Annotated in this window: 16 protein-coding genes and 1 pseudogene; 2 read left to right on the forward strand and 15 right to left on the reverse strand. The window is 50.3% G+C overall.

The genetic code is table 11. The features are described from left to right. Positions 1 to 7: 7 nt before the first annotated feature. The 11 genes from AB1E22_RS02115 to AB1E22_RS02165 all read right to left on the reverse strand — a co-directional run bounded on the left by AB1E22_RS02115 (position 8) and on the right by AB1E22_RS02165 (position 9,578). Positions 8 to 706, reverse strand: a complete 699-nt coding sequence (locus AB1E22_RS02115; protein ID WP_367593865.1) for a FliA/WhiG family RNA polymerase sigma factor — start codon at positions 704 to 706, stop codon at positions 8 to 10. A 20-nt stretch (positions 707 to 726) separates the two neighbouring features. Continuing rightward, positions 727 to 1,218, reverse strand: coding sequence for a flagellar basal body-associated FliL family protein (locus AB1E22_RS02120; protein WP_367593866.1), 492 nt, complete (start codon positions 1,216 to 1,218; stop codon positions 727 to 729). Between the two features lie 16 nt (positions 1,219 to 1,234). Next, a complete protein-coding gene (locus AB1E22_RS02125) occupies positions 1,235 to 2,293 on the reverse strand; it encodes a flagellar hook-length control protein FliK (protein ID WP_367593867.1) in 1,059 nt (352 codons plus the stop codon). After that, positions 2,286 to 2,603, reverse strand: a complete 318-nt coding sequence (locus AB1E22_RS02130) for a hypothetical protein (protein ID WP_367593868.1) — start codon at positions 2,601 to 2,603, stop codon at positions 2,286 to 2,288. Before AB1E22_RS02130 ends, AB1E22_RS02125 begins: the two co-directional genes overlap by 8 nt. Beyond that, on the reverse strand, positions 2,596 to 2,991 hold the full coding sequence (gene fliS, locus AB1E22_RS02135; RefSeq protein ID WP_367593869.1) for a flagellar export chaperone FliS: 396 nt from the start codon (positions 2,989 to 2,991) through the stop codon (positions 2,596 to 2,598). The genes AB1E22_RS02130 and fliS overlap by 8 nt, the downstream gene beginning before the upstream one ends. Before the next feature lie 13 nt (positions 2,992 to 3,004). Further along, the gene (gene fliD / locus AB1E22_RS02140; protein ID WP_367593870.1) at positions 3,005 to 4,306 is read right to left on the reverse strand and encodes a flagellar filament capping protein FliD; all 1,302 of its coding nucleotides are present in this window, start codon (positions 4,304 to 4,306) and stop codon (positions 3,005 to 3,007) included. A gap of 160 nt (positions 4,307 to 4,466) precedes the next feature. After that, positions 4,467 to 5,375, reverse strand: a complete 909-nt coding sequence (locus AB1E22_RS02145; RefSeq protein ID WP_367593871.1) for a flagellin — start codon at positions 5,373 to 5,375, stop codon at positions 4,467 to 4,469. Between the two features lie 168 nt (positions 5,376 to 5,543). Then, a complete protein-coding gene (locus AB1E22_RS02150) occupies positions 5,544 to 6,425 on the reverse strand; it encodes a flagellin (protein WP_367593872.1) in 882 nt (293 codons plus the stop codon). Positions 6,426 to 6,593: 168 nt separating this feature from the next. Further along, a complete protein-coding gene (locus tag AB1E22_RS02155) occupies positions 6,594 to 7,472 on the reverse strand; it encodes a flagellin (protein WP_367593873.1) in 879 nt (292 codons plus the stop codon). A gap of 168 nt (positions 7,473 to 7,640) precedes the next feature. Continuing rightward, entirely contained in the window at positions 7,641 to 8,528 is an 888-nt protein-coding gene (locus AB1E22_RS02160) for a flagellin (protein ID WP_367593874.1), read from the reverse strand. A 168-nt stretch (positions 8,529 to 8,696) separates the two neighbouring features. Then, a complete protein-coding gene (locus tag AB1E22_RS02165) occupies positions 8,697 to 9,578 on the reverse strand; it encodes a flagellin (RefSeq protein WP_367593875.1) in 882 nt (293 codons plus the stop codon). A gap of 542 nt (positions 9,579 to 10,120) precedes the next feature. Here AB1E22_RS02165 and AB1E22_RS02170 point away from each other — a divergent pair. Next, on the forward strand, positions 10,121 to 11,035 hold the full coding sequence (locus AB1E22_RS02170) for a transcriptional regulator (protein WP_367593876.1): 915 nt from the start codon (positions 10,121 to 10,123) through the stop codon (positions 11,033 to 11,035). Then, positions 11,007 to 11,468 (forward strand): hypothetical protein, encoded by a 462-nt coding sequence (locus AB1E22_RS02175; RefSeq protein ID WP_367593877.1) that lies wholly within the window; start codon positions 11,007 to 11,009, stop codon positions 11,466 to 11,468. The genes AB1E22_RS02170 and AB1E22_RS02175 overlap by 29 nt, the downstream gene beginning before the upstream one ends. A gap of 6 nt (positions 11,469 to 11,474) precedes the next feature. Here AB1E22_RS02175 and AB1E22_RS02180 read toward each other — a convergent pair whose 3' ends face one another. From AB1E22_RS02180 to AB1E22_RS02195, 4 genes and pseudogenes are all read right to left on the reverse strand, one after another. Beyond that, complete coding sequence (locus AB1E22_RS02180) at positions 11,475 to 12,437, reverse strand: hypothetical protein (RefSeq protein ID WP_367593878.1); 963 nt, start codon at positions 12,435 to 12,437, stop codon at positions 11,475 to 11,477. A gap of 65 nt (positions 12,438 to 12,502) precedes the next feature. Beyond that, entirely contained in the window at positions 12,503 to 13,411 is a 909-nt protein-coding gene (gene flgL, locus AB1E22_RS02185; RefSeq protein WP_367593879.1) for a flagellar hook-associated protein FlgL, read from the reverse strand. 21 nt (positions 13,412 to 13,432) lie between these two features. Next, entirely contained in the window at positions 13,433 to 14,800 is a 1,368-nt protein-coding gene (flgK, locus tag AB1E22_RS02190) for a flagellar hook-associated protein FlgK (RefSeq protein WP_367593880.1), read from the reverse strand. A gap of 114 nt (positions 14,801 to 14,914) precedes the next feature. Then, positions 14,915 to 15,199: pseudogene (locus AB1E22_RS02195) on the reverse strand (rod-binding protein); the annotation flags it as partial.

The raw sequence follows: 15,199 nt of genomic DNA on the forward strand, positions 1-15,199 counted from the left end.
TGCTGTCTCACTGCGCTATGGCATCTTTAATTTTTTGGGTGATTTTCTTATTCAACTGGCAAATCCTGGCCTCGGTGAGATCCAGCACCAGGGCAATCTCTTTGAGGCTCATTTCATGCTGATAGTAGAGGCTCAGGATAATTTGCTCGCGTTCATCCAGCCCGGCGAGTGCCGCGCGCAATGAATCGCTGATAATGATTTCGTCTTCCAGATTGCGGCTGTTAAAGCTGAAATCTGAATCCGTGGTGAGAAGATCGTCAAGGCTATGCAGCGCACTTGCGCTGTCGAGCAGCAGATACTCCTGATACTCTTCGGCGGTGATCGCAAGATGTTGTTTTATCTCTTCGAAATCCACATCTTTGCCCAGTTTGCGGCTGAGTTCTCGAATGGCATCATTGAGCTTGTGCGCTTTCTGGCGCAGCCGGCGCGGACGCCAGTCCAGCACGCGCAATTCATCAAGAATCGAGCCGCGGATCCTTTGCGCTGCAAACGCGGCGAACTGTTCATCCGGCTTGCCGTAACGGCGAAGCGAGCTAAGCAGACCCATCAGGGCGATCTGCTGCATATCTTCGCTGTCGATAACGCTCTGCGCCTGCCAGGCGAGCTGTTTTACAACCCGCTTAACCAGCGGGAGATATTGTGAAACGTAGCGCGACTCTTCCGCAGGCGTTAACGTTTCACTGGAGATAAAGGTGCTGCATTCCATTGTGCGTTCCTTTCCGATCGTTACTGCAACAACATTTTGCTAATGATCACATCGTTAAATGGCATCTCGTTTTTGAGCTGTTTAAAGCGCTCGCGATAGGCATTCATCAATTCATCGTGTAAATCATTCACGCTCAGGGTACGAACCAGGGCGTAATCCTTTTCGGTTAATAGTGCGACGGTGGCCCCGCGAATCGCCGGGATCATCATCTCAGTTTGTTTTACCGCGTCCTCGGTGGCAGCCGTTAAGGCCAGTTCGAGCAACATGTAGCGCTCTTTGCCACCGTCATTTTTCAGGGTGATCATGATGTTGTTAATTTCAACAAACAGCACCTGAGTCTCTTCTTCTGACGAAGAAAACATCTCTTTGACTTTTTGCCAGGATGACGGCGCGGGTACCGCTTCAGGTTCAGCGGCTTGCGTCGGTTGTGCAAAGTGCATCGTTCCCATCACGGCCAGCACAGAAGAGATAAGGGCGATTGCCAAAGCCATCGAAAAGGTTTTAATCGTCATAGTGTTAGTCAACTTCTTATACTGTCATCAAAATAGATTTATCATCCCGCGAGCGCGTATCGCGCGCGGTGTCCTGCTGTTCATTCGCCAGAATCATTTCACTTTCGCGGCCGGATTGTTGCTGGCGCTGGCCCGGCTGTTGCTGCTGCGTTTGGTTTGATAAATGGACATCCACATCAACAAAATGCTGCTCGGTTAACGCCTGGCGCAGTTCGTTGCTCACCTGCTGTAACGCGCGGTAAACATCCCCCTGCCCGGCATTGATTTGTACCTGGATTTTCCCGGCTTCGATCTGCACGGCAATTTCAATGCGCCCCATATCAGGTGGATCAAGACGGATCGTCGCGTGTTGAATTTGGTTATTGATCTGCAAATTCAGGCGCTCGCCGAGTGCGTGTTGAAGCTGAGTGGAAAGCTCCTGCCCGCTGCGGTCTGCACGAATCGGGGCGTTGACCTGAACATGTGGCTGCCCGGCCGAGATCACCGGCACATTTCCCGCGGGCGTGGCGTTTATCCCGGCGATGCGCAGTGAATCTGCCGTAGCCGGTTTCAGCGTTGTTTTCGGGAGCGCTAACTCAGCGTGTTCAGGCGCAGGCGCCTCAGTATGCCGATTCGCCACCACTGACGGCGGCACCACGCCTGATGTTTCAGGCGCAGAACGTTCCGCTTTTTCCGTCAAAGCAAGGGCATGTGCCTTATGGGATACAGGCACTTCAACGGCAACCGCTTCAACCGCAACGGGCGCTGCAGAACTTATCAGCACCGGGACATCTCTGTTTACCAGGGAAGCCAAAAATTGCTGTGCCATCTGTTGCACCTGCTCTTCGGGCAGCTCAGGCAACAGCGCTTCAAATGCGCTCTCTTCTTGCGCGATATCCACCGGTTCTTGCGGCGTGAGAGACGCAGACCCGGTGGCTACCAGCAGTTCTTCAAACAGCATTTCGCTGGTATTTGCACCCGCCGTTTCATCGACAACCTGCAACGTAGCCGTCGCCGGAGCCACCAGCGTATGCAACTGCGTTGACTGCGGTAAATTGCCCGAATCCGAGGCGGAAAAAGCGAGGAAGTCACTCATTAACCACCTGCCCCTCTTCCTGGTCCATAAACACGGCATAGGAGAGTGCCCCTTCGCGCTGATTGCGCTGCTGGAGCATCTCTTTGCTTAATTCATCCCGTTTATGGCGCACCATTTGATGGACGTAGCTATGAACTTGCTGAAGCGTTCTCATCGCTTCACGCTTTTGATCAGAGATCTCACGTCCATGCATGCTGACCAGCGAGGCGGCAATGTCGCTATCCAACTGTTGGATTCTTTCCCAGTCTTGACGCTTGCCCGCCGCGGCGAGCGCCCGCGTCTGCCAGTCAAGTAACTGCAAATCATCCATGGCGTTTACCCATTTCGTCCCAGCCTTCGCGCAGTTCGGTCAGAATGGTTTCCACTTCTTCAATGGCGGCGACGGACAAATTATTGCTGCCGTCATACAGGCGATAGACGCAGTAGTCGTACAAATTGGCGAGATTTTTTGCCAGTTCGCCGCCTTTTTCGTAGTCCAGCGCGCTGGTCAAGGCATTGAGAATATCGATGCACTTATTGATGCTTTGCGCCTTGCGCTCATAGCGTTTCGCTTCGATATGGCTTTTGGCTCGTACCAGTTCGTCGGTTAAGCCGTTGAACAGCATAAGCACCAACTGATGCGGCGTTGCTGCCGCCACCTGCGCTGCCATATCTGACTCATAAAAGTCGCCGAACCCTTCCTGGGTGTTTCCGTACATAGAGATTTCTTCCTTAAACTAAGCCAAACATACTGGCGGTGTTGTTCATCTGCTGTAATACGCTCTGCATGCGGGTGAACTGCTGCAAATAGCGGTTGTAAGCCGTGTCATAGCGGGTACTGATTTTGTCGCTGCGATCGCTTAATTCCGTTTCGCGGCGGCGGTTGGTTTCTTCGCGGCTTTTGATTTCCCCGTTGAGTCCCACATACTTATCCAGAGATTTGTCCATTTTGCGCAACAATCCATTACTGCCATTGAACAGCGTGTTCAGCTTGCCCGGATCCTCAGTAAGCTTCTCTTTAAGCTTGTCATTATCAAGCTTTAGCTTGCCGTCTTTATCCGCGCTAACGCCGAATTGCGTAATATCCAACCCTTCAATAGATGTACGTAACATTTCGTTGAGTTCACGACGCAATGAGCTAATTCCTGCATCACCAGCAAAGGCTCCGCGATCGCTACTGCTAGAACCTGAAGCAGTCAGTTCATTTAATGAACTCAACATTGTGTTATAGGCTTCAACAAAGCTATTAACCTGGGATGTCGTCTCACTGACATCGATCCCAATATTAATACGCAACGGGCTATCGCCTGCTTTGTGAGTCTGATTAAGGTCAATCGTGACCCCATCGATCAAATCTTTTAGGGTGTTTGTGGTGCCAGTTATACGCAGGCCACTACCCGATTCACCTAACCAGACTACAGAATCCTGTGCCTGAGTAAGCGTGCTGACTCCCCCTTGCGTAATCTCTGGCGGGGCAGTCAACTTAATTTCATTCTCAGCTCCGCTGTTATCACTGCTCAGCATAAGGCGAACTTCACCTCCGCTACGCACTAATGACGCAGTCACACCAGGATTATCATCTGAACCATTAATGGCCTTTGCCAGGCTGGAGAGGCTATCAACCTTATCCATATCAATGGTCAGCGTTTTATTATTAATTGTGATATCTAGATTGCCGGTGGCGCTTGCGATTGTGCTGTCATCTAGTTTGTCGAATGCAACCTGATGCGCAGACGCAAGTTGCTCAATAAAAAGGTTATAAGTGCCTTTACGTGCATCGGAAGTGGTCGTCGCAGAGACCATATTTTCCACACTCATCGTGGCGCTGGTTTTCAGCATTCCGGCATTGGTTTTATTTAAATTGCTCAGTGCCGTGCGAAACGTACTTAATCCACTTTTGAGCGATTTAAGTGCTGTTTGTTGAGCGGTTAATCTCGCCTGCTGTGTTTTTAACTGACTTTTTAGCGCCTGCACGTCATAGCCAGCTAACTGTGTAGCCATTGACTGAGGGTCAATACTGCTGAAATCGCTCATCCATTCTCCCTGGCGCTGTGCTAATCCTTTTTATGAATTAGCAATATTCATGCCAAAATTAAATTTTAAGTATTTCAAGTGGTTAGAAACCATAAGGAAGGATTATTTCCGCCCACCGGAAATAAAGAGGAAAACACCGCCGGAGCGGTGTTATGAGACGTTAACCTAGCAGGGACATCACCATGCCTGACATGCTGTTGGCTTGTTTCAGCATCGACATGCTGGTCTGCGCCAGCATCTGGTTACGGGTCATGTTGGTTGCTTCGGAAGCAAAGTCAGCATCACGAATATTGCCCAGGGCCAGGGTAGTGTTATCTTTCATATTCGCGAGGTTAGCGGAGGTATGGCCCAGGCGGTTGATATTGGCACCTAATGTTGAGCGAACTGTGCCGACAGTATCCAGAGCTGTGGTAATAGTATCAATAGCAGCCCCACTCCCTGTACTGAGATTGATTGCAGCAACCCCCGCTGTTGTTGTTGTAAATCCAAATGCCTTATCAAGTTTATCCATAAGGTCAGTGGTACCACCTGTACCCTGTTTTGTGAGATCTAATTTGAGTGATTCAGATTTATCAGCACCAATCTGAAAAGCCATTTCTTTACCTAGCTTTCCGCCATCTACAGTGAATGTTGTACCATTCGTCCCCATTGAAAAAATCAGACTTTCTCCACCAAATTTGGTTTGCGTCAGAATGTTTTTCAATTCTTTATTCAGCTCATCTGACTCTGCCTGCAATGCATCGCGCTCGTTAGTACCGTTAGTATCGTTTGCCGCCTGAGTAGCCAGATCCTTCATGCGGTACAGGATGTTGGTGACTTCATCAAAAGCGCCTTCTGCACTCTGCAACATCGCAGTCGCATCAGAGACGTTACGCTGGGCAACACCCATGCCATTAACCTGGCCCTGTAAACGAGTCGCAATCTGCAGGCCTGCCGCATCATCAGCCGCAGAGTTAATACGCTTGCCCGTTCCCAGACGCTCCATGGCTGTAGACAGAATTGAGTTGGACTTATTCAGCGCATTGGTGGAAGACATCGCTGCACCGCTGGTGAAAATAGATAAAGCCATATACTGCTCCTTGTGATTTCGGGTAACGCCTGTGCGCCCTGTACCTCCTTAAAGCGACATTGCCCACGATAAAATTAAACCCTGATTTGTATTTCATCGCCCGGAAAACAAAAAAAGCCCCCGTACAACGGGAGCTTTTGCGTAATACAACAGAACGTGCCGGCGAAATTAGCCCAGCAGGGACATCACCATGCCTGACATGCTGTTGGCCTGTTTCAGCATCGACATACTGGTCTGCGCCAGCATCTGGTTACGGGTCATGTTGGTTGCTTCGGAAGCAAAGTCAGCATCACGAATATTGCCCAGGGCCAGGGTGGTGTTGTCTTTCATATTCGCGAGGTTAGCGGAGGTATGACCCAGACGGTTGATGTTGGCACCTAATGCAGAACGAACACCACCTACATTATCGAGTGCAGTCTGTACATTATCCATGAGCGTGGTTATCTTACCGAGATCGGCAGTTCCCGTACCGGTAGCAATATCCAGGTCAAAACCAGTTAAAGAAGTAACTGTTGTTTCCAATGCTTTTCCAGCACCAGCATTTAGATCCAATTCTAATTTTTCGCTTGCCCCTGCACCAATCTGAAAATTTAATTTCCCAGCTAATCTTCCACCTGTCGCTGCAGTACCATCTCCAAATAACACATCACCAGCATATTTAGTATTGGTCATAATATTGGTTAACTCGGCCTGCAACTCGGTCAACTCAGCTTTGACCGCTGTACGATCATTTTTGCTGTTAGTGTCATTCGCTGCCTGAGTAGCAAGGTCTTTCATGCGGTATAGAACATTGGTGACTTCATCAAAGGCGCCTTCCGCCGTCTGCAACATCGCAGTCGCATCAGAGACGTTACGCTGCGCGACACCCATACCATTAACCTGACCCTGTAAACGAGTCGCAATCTGCAGACCTGCCGCATCATCAGCCGCAGAGTTAATACGCTTGCCCGTTCCCAGACGCTCCATGGCTGTAGACAGAATTGAGTTGGACTTATTCAGCGCATTGGTGGAAGACATCGCTGCACCGCTGGTGAAAATAGATAAAGCCATATACTGCTCCTTGTGATTTCGGGTAACGCCTGTGCGCCCTGTACCTCCTTAAAGCGACATTGCCCACGATAAAATTAAACCCTGATTTGTATTTCATCGCCCGGAAAACAAAAAAAGCCCCCGTACAACGGGAGCTTTTGCGTAATACAACAGAACGTGCCGGCGAAATTAGCCCAGCAGGGACATCACCATGCCTGACATGCTGTTGGCCTGTTTCAGCATCGACATACTGGTCTGCGCCAGCATCTGGTTACGGGTCATGTTGGTTGCTTCGGAAGCAAAGTCAGCATCACGAATATTGCCCAGGGCCAGGGTGGTGTTGTCTTTCATATTCGCGAGGTTAGCGGAGGTATGACCCAGACGGTTGATGTTGGCACCCAGCGATGAGCGCATAGTCCCTACCTTATCAAGAGCAGTGCCTACGTTTGTTATCAATGTTCCGGCATCAGCAGCATTGGTTAAGGCAACCGCAGGTGTCGAAGCTGTACCAAACTTTACAAGTTCAGTCATCACAGCACCTTGAGCAGTAGAAAGATCTAATGCCAGTTTCTCATCTTTGCCCGCACCAATTTGGAAATTGATAGCGGCGCCAAGCTTACCTCCGCTTGCAAAAGTGGTCGCAGCTGCATCAGTAAACAGCGTTTCCCCGGCATAACTGGTTTTAGTCATTATGTTACCCAGTTCTTTAACCAGTTCATTAACTTCCGCACCAATGGCCGTACGTTCATTGGTCCCATTGGTATCGTTCGCTGCCTGAGTCGCCAGATCCTTCATGCGGTACAAAATGTTGGTGACTTCATCAAAGGCACCTTCCGCCGTCTGCAACATGGCTGTCGCATCAGAGACGTTACGCTGGGCAACGCCCATACCGTTAACCTGGCCCTGCAGACGCGTAGCGATTTGCAGACCTGCTGCATCATCGGCCGCGGAATTGATACGCTTACCCGTTCCCAGACGCTCCATGGCGGTGGACAGGATGCTGTTAGATTTGTTCAGCGCATTGGTGGAAGACATTGCCGCACCGCTGGTGAAAATAGATAAAGCCATATACTGCTCCTTGTGATTTTGGGTAACGCCTTTGCGCCCTGTACTTCCTTAAAGCGACACCACCGAAAATAAAATTAAATCCTTTTTTGGAATTATCCATCTGATATATACAAAGAGCGCCCGTATAAATGGAACTCTTTCGTAACACAAACGAACGATTTGTTGAGATTAGCCCAGTAGGGACATCACCATGCCTGACATACTGTTAGCCTGCTTCAGCATCGACATACTGGTCTGCGCCAGCATCTGGTTACGGGTCATGTTGGTGGCTTCGGAAGCAAAGTCAGCATCACGAATATTGCCCAGGGCCAGGGTGGTGTTGTCTTTCATATTCGCGAGGTTGGCGGAGGTGTGACCCAGGCGGTTGATATTTGCACCTAAGGCGGATCGAATACTTCCAACATTATCCAATGCAGTTTGTACATCACCCATTAATTTCTGCGTAGCTGTCACATCTGTAGCCGCAACACCAGTATCAATTCCCAACTCGAGAGCAGTGCCTGTGAAAGAAGACACGGCTGTACTTAATTTATTACCCGTATTCAATGCAAGTGTCAGAGTTTCTGATGAGGCTGAACCAATCTGAAAATTCAATGAACCGCCTAATTTTCCTCCAGTTGTTGCATTGTTTGTCCCATCACCAAATAGCGTTTCACCAGCATATTTTGTATTTGTCATAATGTTGGTTAATTCTGACTTTAGCTCAGTCAGTTCGGCTTTTACTGCCGTACGATCATCTTTACCATTAGTATCATTCGATGCTTGGGTCGCCAAGTCCTTCATGCGGTACAGGATGTTGGTGACTTCATCAAAGGCGCCTTCCGCCGTCTGCAGCATAGCGGTCGCATCAGAGACGTTACGCTGGGCAACACCCATGCCATTAACCTGGCCCTGTAAACGAGTCGCAATCTGCAGGCCTGCCGCATCATCAGCCGCAGAGTTAATACGCTTGCCCGTTCCCAGACGCTCCATGGCTGTAGACAGAATTGAGTTGGACTTATTCAGCGCATTGGTGGAAGACATCGCTGCACCGCTGGTGAAAATAGATAAAGCCATATACTGCTCCTTGTGATTTCGGGTAACGCCTGTGCGCCCTGTACCTCCTTAAAGCGACATTGCCCACGATAAAATTAAACCCTGATTTGTATTTCATCGCCCGGAAAACAAAAAAAGCCCCCGAACAACGGGAGCTTTTGCGTAATACAACAGAACGTGCCGGCGAAATTAGCCCAGCAGGGACATCACCATGCCTGACATGCTGTTGGCCTGTTTCAGCATCGACATACTGGTCTGCGCCAGCATCTGGTTACGGGTCATGTTGGTTGCTTCGGAAGCAAAGTCAGCATCACGAATATTGCCCAGCGCCAGGGTGGTGTTATCTTTCATATTCGCGAGGTTAGCGGAGGTATGACCCAGACGGTTGATGTTGGCACCCAGCGATGAGCGCATAGTCCCTACACTATCAAGAGCAGCCCCAACGTTTGTCAGTAATGTTCCTGCTTTAGTCGCATCAGTAACATCTGTAGCTGGAGTTCCCGGGTTACCAACCGCTGAAAGTTTAGTCATTACGTCGCCCAATTGGGTCGCTACGTTTAGAGTCAGTTTCTCATCTTTACTCGCACCGATCTGGAAGTTCATCCCTGCTGCAACTGAAAATTTTCCAGCTGCGGTAAAAGCAGTGCCATTAGCCGCAAAAAGATTTTCTCCCGCATAGCTGGTGTTACCCATGATATTTCCGAGCTCTTTAACCAGCTCATTAACTTCCGCACCGATGGCCGTACGTTCATTAGTACCATTGGTATCGTTCGCCGCCTGAGTCGCCAAGTCTTTCACACGATAAAGAATATTGGTCACTTCATCAAAAGCCCCTTCCGCCGTCTGCAACATCGCGGTCGCATCTGAAACGTTACGCTGGGCAACACTCATGCCATTAACCTGGCCCTGTAAACGAGTCGCAATCTGTAGACCAGCCGCATCATCAGCCGCAGAGTTAATGCGTTTCCCGGTACCCAGGCGCTCCATCGCGGTGGACAGGATACTGTTAGATTTGTTGAGAGCGTTAGTGGAAGACATTGCCGCGCCGCTGGTAAAAATTGAAAGTGCCATTTGTTCTCTCCTTGAGAATTATGCTGTGAGACAGGGTTTGCCTATGTACTAAGCAAAAACGACACTATTGATAAAAAAATTAAGTACTGATGAAAAAAATACTCACCTGTAAATAATTCTCTTTCAACCAAAAAATCTAAATCATTGGCACGATTAATTTCCACAAAAATGGACATTGTTAATCAATGAGCATTAAAAATAACAATGCGACAATTTATTTCACCAACTTAAATCCCAATTAATAAAAAATTTGTACAAAATAATATAAAAGCTATCATATCAATTAACCGTAAGTGCCCATGCAATTAAAATCATTTAATTATTTGATTTTATTGTATTTTTTATTTTGATGCATATTTTTAGCGCATCCAATATAATAACCAAATAAAAATAAACCCATTCTCAATGGTTGAAGAATTTTACCATCATAAAATTAAACACTTTCGTTACACTCGCCTTGTACAACCTTAACCTGAAGCAGTGAAATCTGTTTTTCCCATTTTTTTGTGATTGATTCAATACACCTTTAATTTTGAAATATTATGAACAAATCGCGTTGTTCTGTTAATAATTGGTTGCTGGATTATGCCTCCGGCGCCATCGTTCATCGTCACTCCGGGGAAGTTCGCCGGCTGGGTGAATACCAACTCAAACTGCTGGATTGTCTTATTCAGCACGCAGGTCAAACGTTATCCCGGAATGAACTAACGAGCCTTGTGTGGGAGCGCCGGGTCATTGGCGATAACAGCCTGTCGAATGCGATTCATGCCCTGCGTTCGGCGCTGGAAGATGACGGTAAGCAGCAGCGGGTGATCAAAACCATTCCCAAAAAAGGTTACCTGCTCGACCCTGAGTTTTGCCAGCCCATTGAGCCTGAAGAGGTAACCGCGCCGGAACCCGCGCCCGCGGTGCAGGCTGTACAGGTTTCTTTGCCCGCGCTGGAATTACCCGAACCCATGCCGACTCAGCACAAACCCGCCGAGCAAATCAACGATCCCCCAACTCCACGCAGGTCATTTGCCATTTTTGGTTGGCCGATGCTGGCCACGTTACTGCTAACGTGTTTGATTCTATCCTCTGGCTGGTTTTTCCTGTTCCATACCGCTTGTGATGAGATGCGTGCACAGGAGCAGGTGAAAAATCAGTACAGCAATATTCGTGTTTTCCGCATTGCCGCCGCCGTGGATGAGATAAACGATGAGGACATCGTGAAATTGAAATCCCTTCTCAAGACGTTAAATCAAGAACTTATCGCTCATGATGCCTGGATGACGGTGTATTACCGCACCGACGAACAGGTGCTGAATTACACCTTTTCCATCGAAACCGCCTGCGCAAGCCAGCAGTTGGCAATGACGCTTTATCACTGGCGGGTTGATAACCAGAAGCTCACTAAAATCATTAATGACGAGACCGAGAGAAAATTAAATGAACTGGCTCAGTGTAAGAAATCTTAATATTAGCCTTACTGCCATTCTGGTTGTTTTTCTTGGCGTGATGCATCTGCACACCTCTTCGGCAAATGCCAAAAGCGGGCCGATCAAGGGCAGAATGGAGATTGGGTTTTACGATTTAATGTCCGATCAGCGGGAAGTTTATAATGCGCAGATTATGGATATGGATGAGGCATTGCTGTTTACGCTCACACGCACTGAGGACCCCATGTTTGTGCTGCGTGGCAGGCTTGATGAAACTCGCCGCAAGCATGGGCGCGTGTTTTATGACTATGTGCCGATTCGTTATAGCAACCCGGAAAACTACAAACTGGTGTTCAGTTTTATCGATTTCCTGCGCCACAACACGGTGTGGGTCTACCCAATGACCGTCAATAAAAAACCCCTGGTCATTGGGCAGAGCGGAATGATGTTTTTATTTCCGCTGAACGCGTAACCGCCCTTAGCGCAGCAGGTTACTCACCGTGCCCTGCTGCAAATTCGCCTGGCCGCCTAATGCACGGGCGGTGGCCGCATAATCCTGATGGCTATTTTGCAGATGCGTTCTGAGCGCTCGGGCGTGTTCCAGCGCCTGCTCAGGCTGATACTGGGTCGCCATTTCATTGATTCGACGACGAACATTATCCTGGTGGCTGTATAGCTGACCGCGCTGTTGGGTCAGTTGCTCCAGGGCTTGCTGAACCTCGCCCTGAAATTCGCGGATCATCCCCGGCTGCTGTGCCAGTTGGCTGAGCGTATCAGTCACCGCAGGCTCCGGGCGCGCCAACAGAGCGGTAAATTCATTCCCGGAAAAACGCTTTCCTTCCCCACGCACGCTAAGCTGGCTGCTGACCTGCGGCCAGTTGGCTTCATCCACGCTAAATACCAGCCCCTGCTGTTTATCCACACTGGCATGCACGCCAAAACGCCCTAACCCCTGATTCAGGCGCATCACGTCCTGGCGCGGCGTGGCTCCGGCCTCGAACGATACCGCTACCATTTCGCGTCGCGGTCCCGCCAGGGAAAAAATCAGCGTTTCGCTTTCATCGTTTTGCAGTAAACGCTGTGCGGCGGGAAGCGTAAAATGCACCTGCGCGGTTTGTTCAGGATCGACCGACAAATGCCGGTCTACCGTGCCCGCGCTCAACTGTGGGCGCTGATTTAACAGCGTTGAAAGAGAACGCGCCGCATCCTGAGTCAGTTCGCCGCGTCGTGCGCCATGATTTGCGGCATAGCGCAGTTGCAAAAGCTGGCTTTCAACCTGGGATAAATAGTTATCCGCCTGCTGGACCGAGGTAAGCTGCTGATTCAACTGAACGTTGTAGCGCAGCGGGCGCGTGGAGATGAGCGGCGATTCCGGGAAGCGGTTATCGCCCTGACGAATGCGCGGAGCCTCCGGCTGGCGCACCGCTTGTGTATTCTTCACTCCCCCGCTATTGAGAGGAGTGGTTAAGGAGAGTCCTGCCTGGTTTAATCCAACCTGCATAATGATTACATCTGATTAAAGAGAGAGAGTTGGCTTATCATCATGAACGATTTGTTCGATGCCTGAACCGCCTGCGTGTAGAGCTGGATATTCACGTAACTGGTCGCGGCATCCACGGCGGAAAGTTCCTGAACCACCTGGTCGTGGGAGATTTTAATATCCTCATGAGCATCGCTGATTAACGACAGGCGATTTTGTTTGCCGCCCAGTTCGGTATAGACCGAGGCGATTTTATCGCTGGAGGTTTTCACTTCGCCGAGCAGTTGTTTGAGGTCATCGCGGTAATCCCCGCCCGGCGTCGCCATTTTGTCGCTGACGCTTTTCAGCAAATTCAGCATGCTCAGGTCGTTATTGCTGCCGGAAAACGCCTGGCTAATCGCGGTGTTTTCCGCAATCTCAATGCCGTTTGCCACGGTCGTTAACCGTGATGCATCGTTCCCCGCGTAGCTGTATGTTCCGGTGGTTTTATCAAACGTTACCGGCTGAGTGTTGGTTTTGGTACCGGAAAAAATGTAGTGCCCATCTTCGTTTTTCGCATTCATCGATGAGACCAGCGATTCCAGCATCTGGGAGATTTCCGCTGAGAATCCGGCCATATCTTTTTCGCTGTGCGTGTCATTGCTGGCGGCGAGAAGTTTGTCGCTCAGCGCCAGGAGTTGGTCGCTCATGGCGGTGACGTGAGATTCCTGGATCGACAGGTTGCCGGAGAGCCGCGTAATGTTGCTTTGATACTGAGCGATTGCCGATTGTTCGCGGTTTAACTGCACCAGGCGGCTGCTGGCAACCGGATCATCAGAAGGCACGTTAACGCGTTTTTGCGTTGCCATCTGCTCCATCAGTTTGCTCAGGCGCCCACCATTCTGGTTCATCTGGTGGAGCATGGCGGAAGAGTGATACAGGCTACTGATACGCATGATAAATTCCTTTTTCCGTTATCAGAAGAGAGTCAGCAGATCGCTGAAAATTTGGTTGCCGGTGGCGATCACTTTCAGGTTGGACTGATAAGCCTGCATATAGACCTGGAGGTTCATCGCCTCCTCGTCCTGGTTCACCGCACTCAAGTTATCGCGCTGGGTTTGCGCTTCATAACGCACCGCCTCGGCGGCATCCAATTCAGTTTTGTTCTGGCGGCTGGCGATCCCGACGCTGCTGATAATCGCGGCGGCGGCTTCGTTCACGCTCATGTTGCCCATATTGCCGATGGCGAGGTCTTTGTTTTTAAGCTCGATAAGCGCCTTCAGGTTGGTGCCGTTGCCGCTCTCATCGGCTTTATCGGAGAGCGCAAGTTCATCGGGCTTCAGATCGGTCACCTGCAACATCCCTTTGCCGCTGGTGAGATCGAAAACAAACAGCGGCTTACCCGGCTGGCCGTTAAGATCAAAACCTTTCGCCAACTGGTCGTTGAACTCTTTTGCAAACTGCTCGGCCATATCGCGCACCGTGCTTTGCATGGTTTTCAGGGTGCCCTGCTCGTAATCATTGAGCGCGCCCATCTGCCCGCCAATCGCCGATGAAACGCCGAAAGTGGTGTTGTGGAACTCAAGGGAAATATCCTGCTCGCCCTGCTGATTCATGCTGGATTTGAGCTGACCAAAATGGCGACCGTTCACCAGAGGTTGGCCGTCACTTAAAGAGACGTTATAGCGCCCGGAAGCATCTTCCGAGACTTTCACGCTCACCATGCTACTGAGCTGTTTAACCAGCTCGTCGCGCTGATCGCGCAGCACGCTGGCATTGCCGCCGGTCGCTTCCTGGTCGGCAATTTGCTGGTTATAGCTGGCGATATTGCTGCTGATAACATTGACGTTGCTGACTAACGCCTCGCGCTGGGTGTTAATCGACACTTTCTGGCTGCTGATAAAGCTGTCAACGTTGTTAAAGCGGGTCGCCATCGACTGCCCTTCGTTGAGCAACTGCTGGCGCAGCGCGGGAGAATCCGGCTGGGTGGTCAACGCATTGAGTGCGGCGAAGAATTTATCCAGCCCGCCGCCGAGGCTTGTGCTGTCGGTGCCGATGACGCTTTCCAGCGCGCCGAGGTATTTTTGCCCGGCGGAGTAATATTCAGCCCGCGTATTGCTGTGCCAGACCTGGTTGACCAGGTACTGATCGGAAATACGGCGAATGCTGTCCACCCGCACGCCATTGCCCGCAGAAAAGCTATCGCCGTTGGTGCCGATAGCGCTCTGAATAATCCCCTGACGGCTATAGCCCGGCGTGAGGTAGTTGGCCACGTTCATTGACGTGGTACTCATTCCCTGTCGCGCAGCCTGCGCGCCGGTAAAAGCGATATTAATTATGTTCATTACAACAATCCTTGCACATGCGCGTCATGGGAGTGTTTACCCGGCTTCTTTATCAGCTAAAGCGACCGGATTTCCCGTTAACTTAACCGCGCGTTCCATGCCCTCGACCTGGGGCCCAAGTTGCTTGATGATGAGCGAGGCAATGCCGCTGCTGCGCTGAGAGGCGAGCATCGAAGCGAGCTTATCGTCATAAAAGTCGCGCATCATCGTCTCCTGCTTGCTGGAAAAGGGATTATCCCCGTCAGACAACGCATCGGCGGCTTTGCGCATCTGTTGTAGCATCGAGCGCAAAAACATCCCTTCGAACTGCTCTGCCGCCTGCTCAAGATTTTGCGCTTTTTGTGTCCCGGTGAAATCTCCTGGAACGACGTTGGAGCGCCTGCTCAGCGAATCAATCAT

It is taken from the genome of Buttiauxella gaviniae (genome assembly GCF_040786275.1).
Classification (GTDB): Bacteria; Pseudomonadota; Gammaproteobacteria; order Enterobacterales; family Enterobacteriaceae; genus Buttiauxella; species Buttiauxella gaviniae_A.

Excerpts from the sequence above, each read along its gene's own strand:
- AB1E22_RS02150 (WP_367593872.1), bottom strand. The coding sequence starts at position 6,425 with ATGGCTTTATCTATTTTCACCAGCGGTGCAGCGATGTCTTCCACCAAT.
- AB1E22_RS02115 (WP_367593865.1), bottom strand. The coding sequence starts at position 706 with ATGGAATGCAGCACCTTTATCTCCAGTGAAACGTTAACGCCTGCGGAA.
- flgL (WP_367593879.1), bottom strand. The coding sequence starts at position 13,411 with ATGCGTATCAGTAGCCTGTATCACTCTTCCGCCATGCTCCACCAGATG.
- fliS (WP_367593869.1), bottom strand. The coding sequence starts at position 2,991 with ATGTACGGAAACACCCAGGAAGGGTTCGGCGACTTTTATGAGTCAGAT.
- AB1E22_RS02155 (WP_367593873.1), bottom strand. The coding sequence starts at position 7,472 with ATGGCTTTATCTATTTTCACCAGCGGTGCGGCAATGTCTTCCACCAAT.
- AB1E22_RS02170 (WP_367593876.1), top strand. The coding sequence starts at position 10,121 with ATGAACAAATCGCGTTGTTCTGTTAATAATTGGTTGCTGGATTATGCC.
- flgK (WP_367593880.1), bottom strand. The coding sequence starts at position 14,800 with ATGAACATAATTAATATCGCTTTTACCGGCGCGCAGGCTGCGCGACAG.
- fliD (WP_367593870.1), bottom strand. The coding sequence starts at position 4,306 with ATGAGCGATTTCAGCAGTATTGACCCTCAGTCAATGGCTACACAGTTA.
- AB1E22_RS02120 (WP_367593866.1), bottom strand. The coding sequence starts at position 1,218 with ATGACGATTAAAACCTTTTCGATGGCTTTGGCAATCGCCCTTATCTCT.
- AB1E22_RS02130 (WP_367593868.1), bottom strand. The coding sequence starts at position 2,603 with ATGGATGATTTGCAGTTACTTGACTGGCAGACGCGGGCGCTCGCCGCG.
- AB1E22_RS02175 (WP_367593877.1), top strand. The coding sequence starts at position 11,007 with ATGAACTGGCTCAGTGTAAGAAATCTTAATATTAGCCTTACTGCCATT.
- AB1E22_RS02145 (WP_367593871.1), bottom strand. The coding sequence starts at position 5,375 with ATGGCTTTATCTATTTTCACCAGCGGTGCAGCGATGTCTTCCACCAAT.
- AB1E22_RS02125 (WP_367593867.1), bottom strand. The coding sequence starts at position 2,293 with ATGAGTGACTTCCTCGCTTTTTCCGCCTCGGATTCGGGCAATTTACCG.
- AB1E22_RS02160 (WP_367593874.1), bottom strand. The coding sequence starts at position 8,528 with ATGGCTTTATCTATTTTCACCAGCGGTGCAGCGATGTCTTCCACCAAT.
- AB1E22_RS02165 (WP_367593875.1), bottom strand. The coding sequence starts at position 9,578 with ATGGCACTTTCAATTTTTACCAGCGGCGCGGCAATGTCTTCCACTAAC.